The following is a 12,665-nucleotide window of genomic DNA, read 5'->3' as shown; positions in this document are numbered from 1 at the left end:
CCGCTCGCACGAAGAGATTCGCAAGCTGCCGAAGCGGTTCGCTTGTGAACCAGGTACAACTGATCCTACAGGCAGTATAGCATAGCTTGCCAACCATCGGAGAACCCCGAGGTTTGAAAATCGCTGTCTTGTCAAAGCATGGGCCTCATTGTACAATGACTCTAGAGTGTGCCTATGCTACGCAACACAAAGCCAGCAAAGCTGGCTTTGTGTTTCAGCGATGAAAAGAAAACCATGAAAATCTACACACGGACTGGCGATAGCGGCGAAACAGGCCTCTTTGGTGGTCAGCGCGTGCCAAAAGACGACCTGCGTGTCCATGCCTATGGTACGACCGATGAGTGCAATGCGGCTGTTGGTGTTGCCCGTGCCTCGGGGCTGGATGCCGGGTTAGATGCGTTGCTGGCTGAGGTTCAAAATCAACTCTTTGTTGTGGGTTCCGATCTTGCCACTCCTGGTGAACATGCCCTTGTTCCGCGTGTCTCTGCGGCCGAGATTGCCTTCCTTGAGGCATCAATTGATGAGTTGGAAGCCGAACTTGCACCGCTGCGCCAGTTTATCCTGCCCGGTGGTACCTCTGCGGCCGCCCATGTTCATCTCGCGCGGACGATCTGCCGCCGTGCAGAACGCTGGGTCGTGAGTCTTATTCAGCACGAAGACGAAGATGTCAATCCGCAGATCCTGATCTATCTCAATCGGCTCTCGGATTTCCTCTTTGTCGCTGCTCGCGCTGCGAATGCCCGCGCTGCCAAGCCTGATGTGCCCTGGGCAAGTCCTCGCACCGCCTCGTCATAACTGGCGGGCGCGGGAGGGCGTTGCTGGTGACGGACAATCTGTTCGCGCATCTCTTTGTCGCGAGCTTCGTTCGTCGCCAGATCGATAATACAGCGTTCCACAAGCCCCCAGTGCGTTGCTGGGAGCGCGGGCGGCCCGCCCGCATCGGGGCAGGGCCGCCCGCCCGCGCTCCCGGGCCGCATAACGCCATTACCGTCAAGCTTACCTCATCAACCGCGATATAGCCCTTCTCAACGATATAGGGCATTAATTGGCTTGGTGGTGGAATGGTGATCCTCGAAAACACTACATTTCAATGATCCAGCCGCCGATGGCCGCGCCAAGGGCTTCTGCGCCTGCGCCATAGAGCATGGTCTGGTGATTGCCGGGAACATGGATGTAGGTACACTTGCCGAGCAGGTTGCGCGTTTCGTCGGCCTGTTCCTGGGTGAAGATCGGTGGGGCACCCACAGGGCCATACGATCCCGTGGCATGGAGCATCAGCACCGGACACGTGACGCCCGCCAGGTGCTCGCGCCAGGGTTCGGCAATGACGCCGTCGGCGGCAGCAGCAATATGCGCCGGACGCGCCCGAGGATGCACGCTGCCATCAGCTTCGGTCGCCACATCTGCCCGATAGTAACTCTCGACCGCTGGATCCCATGTCCACCCGTCATAATAGGGTGCTGCCCGGATCAGTTCCAGGAAGGCCTCAAAGGACGGATACGAGCGTTCGAGGCGGGCGAGCGCGGGCCGGATTAGTTCGCGGGTGCGTTCGCTGGCCGCGCTGATCGCGGCATCAATCAGGATGACAGCGGCAACCCGTTCGGGATGCTTGGCGGCAAGGTAGAGCGAAAGCAAGCCACCAAATGAATGCCCGCCGATGATGGTACGCTCGATGCCCAGTTGGTCGAGCAAGGCCAGGATATCAGCGGCATGATCTGCCATACGATAGCCCTCATCTGGCTTGGGACTCGCCCCTCGTCCACGCAGATCAGGCGCAATGACGCGGAAGGTCGGTGCCAGGTGTTCGGCTACGACATCGAAGCAGCGACAATTAGCAGTGAGGCCATGCATCAAGAGCAGGGTTGGCTCGCCACCAGCATGCGCATGGTAATGAAGTTCAACGGTACCCATCGCAACCTCCTTCAGGTATGGGTTTTGCGACTATTGTAGCGCAAAGCTGTGCATCTGGAGATCGGGTATACTCTTGGTATGGTAGATTCTAAGCTGGAAGAGGAGCATTTCATGCCTGAGGCAATGATTGGCGTCATTGGTGGCAGTGGTCTGTATGGGATGGAGGGGTTGGGTGACGTCGAGGAGGTCGCGCTGACGACGCCCTATGGTGCGCCAAGTGACCAGTTTGTGCTTGGCACGCTTGCTGGCAAACGGGTTGCCTTTTTGCCGCGTCACGGTCGTGGTCACCGCCTGAATCCATCCGAGGTGCCCGCACGGGCCAATATTCACGCCTTCAAACAACTCGGTGTGCAATACCTCATCTCGGTGAGTGCCGTTGGCTCGCTGCGCGAGGAGTATGCCCCCGGGCAGGTTGTGATCCCTGATCAGATTTTTGATCGAACCAAAGGTGTTCGTCCGGCAACCTTCTTTGAAGGGGGCGTGGTAGCGCATGTTGGCTTTGAGCGGCCCTTCTGCCCATTGCTGTGCGAGCGCCTCTACGAGGCGTCACAGGCTGCTGGGGCGACAGTGCATCGCGGTGGCACGCTGGTGGTCATGGAAGGCCCGGCTTTCTCGACGATCGCCGAGAGCGAAGAGAACCGCCGCCGTGGGCATGCATTGATTGGCATGACGGCCTTGCCCGAGGCCAAGCTCGCCCGCGAAGCCGAAATTGCCTACGCAACGATGGCGATGGTCACCGACTACGATGTCTGGCATCCCAACCACGATGCGGTGACGGTTGATGCGGTTGTTGCTGTGCTGCTTGCCAACGCGACCCTGGCGCAACAGATTGTGGCCCATGCGGTCACACTGATCGGCGACGGTTTTGTCAGCGCCGCCCACAGTGCGCTCGCAACGGCTATTCTGACTGACCGTACCCGGATTCCCGCCGAAGCCCGCGAGCGTCTGCAGGTGATTGCTGGCCGTTATTTGTAAGGATCGCTATGCAGTCTGAGATCCGCATTCTTCCTGTTCACGGCATCGGTGAGGTTGCCCCCGGCGATGATCTGGCGACGCTTGTGCTCACGGCGCTGGAAACAACCGGCCAGACCTTGCTTGATGGCGATGTGCTTGTCGTGACCCACAAGATTGTCTCGAAGGCCGAGGGGCGTCTGGTTGATCCGGCGACCATCGAGCCTTCCGCGTTTGCCCATCAGATTGCGGCCCAGGGGCGCAAAGAGGCGGCCTTTCAAGAGGTGGTGCTGCGCGAGAGTCGGCGCATTGTCAGGATGGCGAATGGTGTCTTGATTACCGAGACGCACCACGGTCTCATCTGCGCGAATAGTGGCGTGGATGAGTCGAATGTTGCCGGTGGGCAGATCGTCTGTCTGTTGCCGGTTGATCCTGATGCCAGTGCCCGTGCCTTGCGGGCCGCGCTGCGCGAGGCGACGGGCACCGAGGTCGCCGTCGTCATCTCAGACACCTTCGGGCGACCGTGGCGCGAAGGCCAGGTCAATGTTGCCATTGGCTGCGCTGGCCTCAAGCCCCTCAGCGACTACGGTGGCATCGATGATCCCTATGGCTATACCATGCATGCCTCGGTGATCGCGGTTGCCGACGAACTCACCAGTGCCGCCGAATTGGTGATGGGCAAGATTGACCGCGTTCCGGTCGCCCTGGTGCGGGGGTATAGCTATACCCGCGATGATGAGGCAAGTGCGCAACAATTGATCCGCGAGCCACGCTTTGATCTCTTTCGCTAGGCAAGGTTTCAGGTTGCTTTCCAATTCGAAGGCGTCCATCGTGTCCTGATGCGCTCGGCTCTTTCCTAGTTCCTAGTTCCTAGTCTTAGGGTTGCTGCCATGGAATGGTTAACCTTGATCCGTGGGCGGCGCAGTGTGCGCGCCTTTCGCCCTGATCCGCTGACACGTGCGCAGATTGAACTTCTGCTCGAAGCGGCACGCTGGGCACCCTCGCCGCATGGCCGCCAGCCCTGGCGTTTTGTGGTGCTGACCACGCCTGAGGCCAAGCTGCGTCTTGCCGATGCGATGGGGGTCGAGTGGCGACGCCAACTGGCCCTTGATGGGCAGGATGCGGCGACGATTGACCTGCGTTTTCGTAAATCGCACGAGCGCATTACGGGTGCGCCCGTGGTGATTGTGCCCTGCCTCTATCTCGCCGAGCTTGATGTCTATCCCGATGCTGAACGCCAGGACGCTGAGCATATTATGGCGATCCAGAGCCTTGGGTGCGCGGTGCAGAATCTGCTCCTGGCTGCCTATGCTCAGGGCTTTGATGGAGGCTGGATGTGTGCGCCCCTCTTCTGCCAGGCGACCGTACGGGCGGCCCTCGACCTTGCCGATGACCTTGCGCCCCATGCGCTGATCCCGCTTGGCTATCCCGCCCGCGATCCTGTCCGCCGTCCACGACGTTCGCTTGATGAGCTTGTGGTGCATTGGGAATAGCTTGGAGGGAGGGCCTGGCGATGACGAGAGATGGTGATCTTACGGCAAGCATGGGTACGCAAATTGCCGCCTGGGAAAGCGTTGGCGATCAGCGTGCGGTTTTCCTGGCTTGCTATCTACGGATGACCGACAATATGATCCTGGGGGTCGAGAACGGGCGCTTTCACGATCCAGCCTGGGTCGCGGATCTGATCCATAATTTTGCGGGCTATTATTTCACGGCCCTTGAAGCGTATGATCACGCTGCCGTCGATCTGCCGGTGGTCTGGCAGTATGCCTTTGATCTGGCGAAAGAACCGACAACCCCTTTGATGAACCATCTGTTGCTTGGCATCAATGCCCATATTAACTATGATCTGGTACAGGTACTCGCCGATATGCTTGAACCAGAGTGGTCGGATCTGTCACCCCTCGGGCGCAAGCTGCGTTTTGACGATCATGGCATGGTCAATGTGGTGATTGGTGAGACGATTGATCGTGTGCAAGATGAGGTTGTTGCCCCCTATGCCCGCCTGATGCAGTTTGTTGATCTTGCGGCTGGCCCGCTTGACGAGTGGTGTACGGCCCGCTTGATCCGCAATTGGCGCGCCGATGTCTGGAGTCAAGCGATCACCATTGTCAATACCCCCGATCTCCCTACCCGCCTCACGCTGCGTCGCCAGACCGATGCCATTGCGTTGAGCCGGGTGCGTCTGATGCTTGATGGTGGTGCGTTGGGGGCGCGTGCGTTTGGCTACCCTTTGCGCTGGCTCCGTCGTTTGCGCATGTTTTGAGCCAGAAGTGTGGTTGCGCCTGATGCATATCTCTTGTACCATGCAAAGAGAAGGTAAGTGTTCACACTTCTCCTGGGAGCGCGGGCGGCTCGCCCGCATCCAGACCAGCGCGGGCGAGCCGTCCGTGCTCCCAGGGTGGTGCTTTACCCCAAGTCTGAACAGGTACAAGAGAATACATTCTTGCCAGATTTCAGTGGCTCGCTTTAGAGATGAAGGATGCAGTATGCTCACAGTGCTCGCTGGCGGGGTGGGCGCAGCGCGTTTTCTTGAGGGGGTGGTGCAGGTGGTGCCACCCGCGACGGTGACGGCAGTTGTCAATACAGGTGATGATTTTGTGTTGCACGGGTTGGTGATTTCGCCCGATCTTGATATTGTGACGTGTACGCTTGCCGATCTAATTGATCGTGAGCAGGGTTGGGGGATTGCTGGTGATACCGATGAGTGTATGCAGTGGCTCGGACGCCTTGGTGGGCCGACCTGGTTCAAGCTCGGCGACCGCGATCTGGCCCTCCATATCCGGCGTACGGCGCTGCTGAGTGAAGGTCATTCGCTGACCGCGATCGCCGATCAGTTTCGCCAGGCGCTCGGAGTGGCGGTCAAGCTTGTGCCGATGAGCGATGATCCCGCGCCAACCAATATTCTGACGCCCGCAGGCGAGATGCATTTTGAAGAGTATTTTGTCCGCCGTCGTGCCCAGGATCGCGTGACCGGGGTGCGCCTCCACGCCGCCGGGTTGGCTCTGCCTAGCCCTGATGCGCTTGCGGCATGTGCCGAGGCCAAGGCGATCTTGCTTGCGCCAAGCAATCCGGTCGTTAGTGTCGGCCCGATTGTCAGCCTCCCCGGGATGCGTGAGGCCATCCGCTCGGCCCGGGTGCCGGTGGTGGCGGTGAGCCCGATTGTCGGTGGCGCGGCCATCAAGGGGCCAGCGGCACCACTGATGCAGGCGATGGGGATGGAGGTCTCGGCGCTTGGGGTGGCCCGCGCCTACGCCGATCTGATTGATGGCATCGTGATTGATCAGGTTGATGCCGACCTTGTGCCCGCAATTGCGGCCCTCGGCCTTCAGGTTGCGGTCACGGATACGATTATGCGTGGCCCCGCCGAAAAAGCCCATCTTGCTACGGTAACGCTTGCGCTGGCGGATCAGGTGCGCCAGGCGCGGTATGAGCCTGCATTTGACGCGAACCCTGGTGCCGGATGAAGTTCCACGCGATCGTGCCCGTCAAGACGCTCTATCAGGCGAAGAGTCGCCTCGCCGAGGTGCTGACCCCGGCGGCGCGCCATGCCTTGGTGCTCGAGATGCTCGAGCGTGTCTTGCGCACCCTGCGTGATCCTGCGATTGGGCTCGAGGTGATCTGGTTGGTCAGTGCCGACCCGGTGGTGCTTGAGGCTGGCGCAGGCTGGGGGGCTTTGGCGCTCCACGAGGTTGGGGGCGAACTCAATCTGGCGCTTGAGCAGGCACGTACTGCGGCGTTTGCCGCCGGGGCCGAGGCGGTGCTGGTCGTTCCGGGCGATGTGCCGCTGATGACGCCCGAGGATGCCACGGCAATGACGACGATGCTGGTCGCTGGAGCCGATGTCGTCATTGCCCCCGATGCCGCCAACGAAGGTACCAATGCGCTCGGCTTGCGCCTTCAGGCGTCTATTCCGTTCTCTTTTGGCCTCGCAAGTGCAATGCGCCATCAGGCCGAGGCTGCCGCACGTGGGCTGCACGTTACGATCTATCACTCACCAACCCTCGCCCTCGATATTGATCGGCCTGCGCATCTGGTACGGTATCGTGCGCTGACGCTTGAGCGTGCCGCAAGTTAAACTGTACACGTCCGTCGGTTGTCGCGCCTGGCCGATATGACCTTGTTACCTCTGGTTGGAGCGCAATGTGCTGAAGAAGGAAGAAGCATGACAGATCTGGTTGGGCAGATTTTTGGTGATTATCAGGTAGAAGAACTGCTTTTTGCTGGGGCAACGGGTCCGGTCTATCGTGCCAGCCATCTTCGCCTCGGGCGATCCACCCGGCTCAAGATCTTTGACCCGGCGTCACTCGCCCGCCCCGGCTTGCAGCCTCGCCTCTTGGCCGTGCTCCGTGAAGTGGCGGCGCTAGGCCATGCCAATCTGGCCGCGATCTATGATATTGATGAAGCGCTTGACCGCGTCTACCTCGCTGGTGAGATGCTGAACGGCGGGAGTCTGCGGGACTTGCTTGGCTCTCCCGTGCGCGATCAGTTGTCGCTTGAGGTCTGGTTGCATCTGATGGCTCAGGTCGCTGATGGCCTTGCCCATCTTCATGCCAATGGCCTGCTGCACGGTGCGCTTAGGCCCGAGAGTCTGCTGGTTGAGGTAGGGGAGTCCGGGCCGCCCACGTTGCTCAAAGTGGCTGAGGCTGGCCTGGCGGCGGTGTTGCCCGAAGAGGCGTTTGTTGTGCCAGCCTATCTTTCGCCTGAACAGTGTCGCGGTCAGGTGCTTGATGGGCGCTCGGATATCTATACGTTTGGGGTGATCCTCTACGAAATCCTGGTGGGCGTGCCGCCTTTCCGGGTTGATACCGTCGAGGCGGCCATTCCCAAACATCTGCGTACGCAACCTGTGCCACCACGAATGGTGCGTCCGCAACTTCCCGCTGAAGTCGAGGCCATTGTGCTCCGGTGTCTTGCCAAGCGCCCCGAGGATCGTTTCCCCGACGCGATTGCCCTTGCGGCGACGCTCCGTGCCGTTGGCTCGGCACCGGCGGCAGCGCCTCGATCCTCCGAGGCTCAGACCGAGCCGGGGCGCTATGCGCTGCCTGGCCGGGCTGATGCGCCAACCGTACGGATTACCGCCCCCCTTGAAGATGCCCCCCTCCCGCGTTTGCAGATTATTGGCTCGCAGGGTGGCGTGCTGCGCGAAATCGAGGTGCCAATTGGCGCAATGGTTGCCGGTCGCGCGCCCGAGCACCGCCTCTTTCTCGATCATCCGCAGGTCTCACGCGATCATCTTCGCATCGAGCGTACGGCGATCGGGTATACCCTTACGGATCTTGGCTCAAGCAATGGAACCAGCCTCAACGATGCGCGCCTGCCGCCGCAGACCCCGGTTCCCTGGGATGGCAAGGCCCCGTTGCGCGTGGGGCCATTTACGCTGCGGATTGCGTCGCAACCCGAACCGACGCTGTTGAGTTCGGTGCCAGTTGTGTCGCCCGCGCCAGTTGCTTCAGGTACGGCCCCAACGATGGCAACAGGTGGGGGGCGCATTGAGGTGCGCGTTGAGCAAGAGCGGATTACCCTGACCCCGGGGAGCTCGGTTGTGCTGCCGGTGCGTTTGACCAATACCGGACGGGTCAGCGAAGAGGTGCGGCTGACCGTTGAGGGTGTTCCCGGAGCCTGGCTGCGCGACGGTGAGGCGGTGGTTCTCCGGCTTGATCCTGGATCGCAGGCAACGACCTCTTTGCTGATCAGTGTGCCACGCTCCTCTGAGGCGCCAGCGGGGGACTATACCGTTATCTTGCGTGCTCGTGCGCTCAGTGGCACGGGTGAATCGAGTACCACCCGGATGTGGTGGACCGTCTTGCCTTATACGGGGGGCGATCTGCGCATTACGCCACCTCGTGACGAGAGCCGTAAAGCGGCCCGGTATCAGATTCTGGTGCGCAATACTGGCAATGCCTCCGCTCTCTATCTGCTCAATTTTGCCGATGAAGACGAAACCCTCGGTTTTGTGCTTGAACGCGACGAAATTCGGCTTGATCCGGGTGAGACCGCACGCGTCAATCTGACGGTTGAAGCTGCCGGGCGGCTCTTTGGGGCCCCGCAGGCGCGGCGTTTCACGATCCGTGCTGAACGCGAAGAAGACCCACCGCTCGTAAGCGAGGCTGAATTTGTCCACCTTGCGAGCCTGCCGGGTTGGTTGCCGCTCGCCTTGCTTGCGGCCATTGTGCTCGTTGGCCTGCTCGCCACCGGGTTGCTCTTTGCCAGTCGAGGCGACGACGAGGCTACCTTGCCACCGGCCACGGCGACCCTCCCCGCTCTTCCGCCGACCGTGCTCCCCACACCTGAACCTGGTGCGCCGACGATTCAACAATTTACCGTAACCCCCGATCTGATTGCGCCAGGGGGAGTGGTCGTTGTGACGTGGAGCGTCATTGGGGCCGAGCGCATTGTGATTGATCGTTTTGGTGATGTCCCACCGCAAGGCCAGCGCGAATTCCGTCCCGAACAGAGCACCGATTTTACCCTGCGGGCGTTTGCTGGGGCGCAAGAGACGGTCGCGATCATCTATGTCACAGTTGCGCCACCGACGGCAACCCCGCTGCCCGAGCCGACCGCGACCCCGGTGCCGGAGCCAACGGTGGTGCCGACAGCACTGCCGGAGCCAACGGCGGTGCCGACAGCGCTGCCTGAACCAACGCCGGTGCCGCTCTCAACCGCCACCCCCGTGCCGTTGCCGACGCCGACGACCGAAGTCCCGCCTTCGTTTGGCACGATTGATCTGGCAGGCCTGGCCCGCGATGCCGCCTGGAGCACGGAGCAAGGCACGGTTCGTTTTGGGCGCCCCTTGTTCAACGCGGGTCAAGGGGGGTGGGCTGATCTGCTCGATGCGACCCTGGAAGACGAGGTTGAGTATCGCGGCTTGCTCTACACCGTGCCCCCGCTGAGCGAGAGCCTGGTGCGCCCGCAGCCTGGTGAGAACGCCTTTATCCAGGGCGAATACGCGATCCCTGCGCTCATCCGCGGCCAGATTCTGGTGGGTAGCCTTGGCTTTGCGGAAGAAGTGACGAGCTCACCGATCACGGTGACGATTCGCTTCAACGACGAACTTATCTTTGAAGTCAGCAAAGAACCAGATGGTGAACTTTTGCCCATCTTTGCCGATCTTTCGGCGTTTGCAGGCCAACCGGGGCGGTTGACGATGCGCATCATCCCCAGTGATCCCGCAACGGCGCAAGGCATCTACTGGGTCCGTCCACGGATCGATGTCTTGCGGTAATGCACCACGTCACCGCAGACGTGTCCCGTCGAGCGAAAAATCTGCTATACTAGGGGGGGGTATCGGCCATCCTGACCAACAGGCCAACGAGTTTGGCCTGTTGGTCAGGATGTGGGCGAGATATCAGAGCGATAGCTCGAGCATAAAAGGAAGATAAGCAAGATTTGCGGAGGAAGTTTTATGTTGAGCGGTATGACGAAGCAGCCCGGCGAAGCAGGCAAGGCGGGCACTGTTGAGGTGAATGAGCGCAATTTTCAACAGGAAGTGATCGAGCGCTCACGCGAAGTCCCCATCGTGATTGACTTCTGGGCACCCTGGTGTGGCCCGTGTCGCACGCTTGGCCCGACCCTCGAACGGCTCGCTGCGGAAGCAAAGGGGGCCTGGATTCTCGCCAAAGTCAATGTTGATGAGAACCAGCGGCTTGCGCAGGCGTTTCGTGTGCAGAGCATTCCGGCGGTGATGGCGGTCAGTAATGGTCAGGTCGTCGAGCAGTTTGTTGGCGCGTTGCCCGAGTCACAGGTGCGCACCTGGCTCAAGGGCTTTGTTGGTGAACCGAGCGCTCCAGGTGGTTCGCTGCTTGAGGCGGCCCGCGATCTCGAAACGACTGATCCCCAGGGGGCGATTGCGCGCTATCGCCTCATTCTTGGCGATGACCCCGATGATGCCGAGGCCTTGTTTGCGCTCGGGCGGTTGTTGATGTTCCAGGGTGAATCCGAGGGCCTCGAAACCTTACGCCAGGTGCCAGCGGGCTCGCCGTTTTTTGCACGAGCGCAGGCGGCTCTCCCCTTGAAGGATTTTTTCGCTGACATGCCTGCCGATACCCCGCCTTCGGAATTGGTCTTGCGTTACCATCAGGCGTCCCAGGCGGTACGGCGTGGTGACTACAGCAGTGCCATGGATGATCTGCTGGCGATTGTGATGCGTGACCGTACGTTCTACGATGATGGTGCGCGCAAAGCGTTGCTTGGTCTCTTTGCGTTGCTCGGTGATGAGCATCCGCTGGTGCCTGCCTATCGGCGTAAACTGGCGAATGCTTTGTTTTAGGGCTGTCGTCCTCAAACCCTAGGTTCTTCTGGGGAACGATGCCAGCAAAGCTGGCATCGTTCCCCAGAAGAACTTTTTTTCTTTGGGGCCGCAGGCCCCACCCCCCCCCGCGCCGCACAGATGAGATGCTTTTGGTATAATGCCACGAGAGTCTGCGCCAGACGGGCGCATGGAGGTTCTTATGGCAAAACCAATCGTCGCGATCATCGGGCGGCCAAATGTCGGTAAATCAACCTTTTTTAACCGGTTGATTGGTGAGCGACGTGCAATTATTGAAGATGAACCCGGCACAACCCGGGATCGCCTCTATGGCGAGAGTTTCTGGAATGGATGCGATTTTACCGTTGTTGATACCGCAGGTTTGCTCTTTGGCCGCGATGATCCTGAGCTTCCCAGTGAAGAGTTGGCCCGCCGGACGCGTGAACAGGCCACGCTGGCGATTGATCAGGCCGATGCGATGATTTTTATGGTGGACGGCCGCGATGGGTTGACGACGGCTGATCGTGAGGTTGCCGAGATTTTGCGTCCGATGGCTGGGCGTGTTGTGCTTGCGGTCAATAAGTGCGATAGCGTTGAACGCTCGCTCGACGCGGTTGAGTTTTATGAACTCAACCTCGGTGATCCGATTCCGATGAGCGCCTTTCATAGCCTCGGAACGGGCGATGTGCTTGATCGCCTCGTTGAGCTGTTGCCCGAGCGCCCCATCGAAGAAGAGGCCGAGCGCCATCTGCGCATTGCGATTGTTGGGCGCCCGAATGTGGGCAAGTCGAGCCTGATCAATCGCCTGGTTGGCACCGAGCGCAGTGTTGTCTCGCAGGTTCCCGGCACAACTCGTGATGCCATTGATACGACGATTATGGTTGATGGCGAGCCGGTGACGCTCATTGATACCGCAGGGATCCGGCGTTCGGGCCGGATCGAACGGGGGATCGAGAAGTACGCGGTCTTGCGCGCCCTCCGGGCGATCGAGCGCTGCGATGTCGCCCTGCTCCTGATTGATGCGGTGGAAGGCGTGACCGCCCAGGATACCCATATCGCCGGGATGATCCTTGATGCGAAAAAGGGCGTCGCTATTCTGGTCAATAAGTGGGACGCGCTTGAGAAGGATAATCAGACGTTTTATGAGTTTGAGGATCGCGTGCGCGAGGCGTTCAAGTTTATTTCGTATGCGCCGTTGCTCTTCATCTCGGCACTCGATGGGCAACGCACCGGACGCATTGTTCAACTTGCCCGTGAGATCCAGGATCAACGGATCAAACGCGTGCCCACCGGTGAACTCAATGCCTTTCTGCGCCAGGCTGTGCTTGATATGCCTCCGATGGCGGTGCAGAAGGGTGCCCATCTCCGGCTCTATTATGCGGTGCAACCCCAGGTGGAACCGCCGGTCTTCCTCTTTTTTGCCAATGATGGCAATCTTGTCCACTGGTCGTATGGCCGCTATCTCGAAAATCGCCTCCGTGAGCGCTATGGTTTTGGCGGGACGCCAATTGTGATTGTGTTTCGCTCGCGTGAGAAGAAGGATAAGGATTCATAG

Annotated in this window: 11 protein-coding genes; 10 read left to right on the top strand and 1 reads right to left on the bottom strand. The window is 60.1% G+C overall.

Annotated features, from left to right (window positions below; all coding sequences use genetic code 11):
- Positions 1-234: 234 nt before the first annotated feature.
- The gene (locus tag EKD05_RS07095) at positions 235-795 is read left to right on the top strand and encodes a cob(I)yrinic acid a,c-diamide adenosyltransferase (RefSeq protein ID WP_129671749.1); all 561 of its coding nucleotides are present in this window, start codon (positions 235-237) and stop codon (positions 793-795) included.
- Positions 796-1,080: 285 nt separating this feature from the next.
- Here EKD05_RS07095 and EKD05_RS07085 read toward each other — a convergent pair whose 3' ends face one another.
- Positions 1,081-1,911, bottom strand: a complete 831-nt coding sequence (locus EKD05_RS07085) for an alpha/beta fold hydrolase (protein WP_129671747.1) — start codon at positions 1,909-1,911, stop codon at positions 1,081-1,083.
- A 111-nt stretch (positions 1,912-2,022) separates the two neighbouring features.
- On the opposite strand from EKD05_RS07085, the gene mtnP reads away from it, so the two are divergent.
- From mtnP to der, 9 genes are all read left to right on the top strand, one after another.
- A complete protein-coding gene (gene mtnP / locus EKD05_RS07080; protein WP_129671746.1) occupies positions 2,023-2,886 on the top strand; it encodes an S-methyl-5'-thioadenosine phosphorylase in 864 nt (287 codons plus the stop codon).
- 8 nt (positions 2,887-2,894) lie between these two features.
- On the top strand, positions 2,895-3,653 hold the full coding sequence (gene cofE, locus EKD05_RS07075) for a coenzyme F420-0:L-glutamate ligase (protein WP_129671745.1): 759 nt from the start codon (positions 2,895-2,897) through the stop codon (positions 3,651-3,653).
- Positions 3,654-3,752: 99 nt separating this feature from the next.
- On the top strand, positions 3,753-4,355 hold the full coding sequence (locus EKD05_RS07070) for a nitroreductase family protein (RefSeq protein WP_129671744.1): 603 nt from the start codon (positions 3,753-3,755) through the stop codon (positions 4,353-4,355).
- 20 nt (positions 4,356-4,375) lie between these two features.
- Positions 4,376-5,128: a DUF5995 family protein gene (locus EKD05_RS07065; RefSeq protein WP_240695671.1), complete on the top strand. Its 753-nt coding sequence runs from the start codon at positions 4,376-4,378 to the stop codon at positions 5,126-5,128.
- Positions 5,129-5,351: 223 nt separating this feature from the next.
- Positions 5,352-6,329, top strand: a complete 978-nt coding sequence (cofD, locus tag EKD05_RS07060; protein ID WP_129671743.1) for a 2-phospho-L-lactate transferase — start codon at positions 5,352-5,354, stop codon at positions 6,327-6,329.
- The gene (cofC, locus tag EKD05_RS07055) at positions 6,326-6,940 is read left to right on the top strand and encodes a 2-phospho-L-lactate guanylyltransferase (RefSeq protein WP_129671742.1); all 615 of its coding nucleotides are present in this window, start codon (positions 6,326-6,328) and stop codon (positions 6,938-6,940) included. The genes cofD and cofC overlap by 4 nt, the downstream gene beginning before the upstream one ends.
- 87 nt (positions 6,941-7,027) lie before the next feature.
- Entirely contained in the window at positions 7,028-10,087 is a 3,060-nt protein-coding gene (locus EKD05_RS07050; RefSeq protein ID WP_165360623.1) for an FHA domain-containing serine/threonine-protein kinase, read from the top strand.
- A 192-nt stretch (positions 10,088-10,279) separates the two neighbouring features.
- The gene (gene trxA / locus EKD05_RS07045; RefSeq protein WP_240695670.1) at positions 10,280-11,131 is read left to right on the top strand and encodes a thioredoxin; all 852 of its coding nucleotides are present in this window, start codon (positions 10,280-10,282) and stop codon (positions 11,129-11,131) included.
- A 181-nt stretch (positions 11,132-11,312) separates the two neighbouring features.
- The gene (gene der, locus EKD05_RS07040; protein WP_129671739.1) at positions 11,313-12,665 is read left to right on the top strand and encodes a ribosome biogenesis GTPase Der; all 1,353 of its coding nucleotides are present in this window, start codon (positions 11,313-11,315) and stop codon (positions 12,663-12,665) included.

The sequence above is a fragment of the Candidatus Chloroploca sp. Khr17 genome (genome assembly GCF_004138165.1).
In the GTDB taxonomy this organism is placed as follows: Bacteria; Chloroflexota; Chloroflexia; order Chloroflexales; family Chloroflexaceae; genus Chloroploca.
The sequence above is the reverse complement of the archived record's forward strand: the minus strand, read 5'-3'. Positions and strand labels throughout refer to the sequence as shown.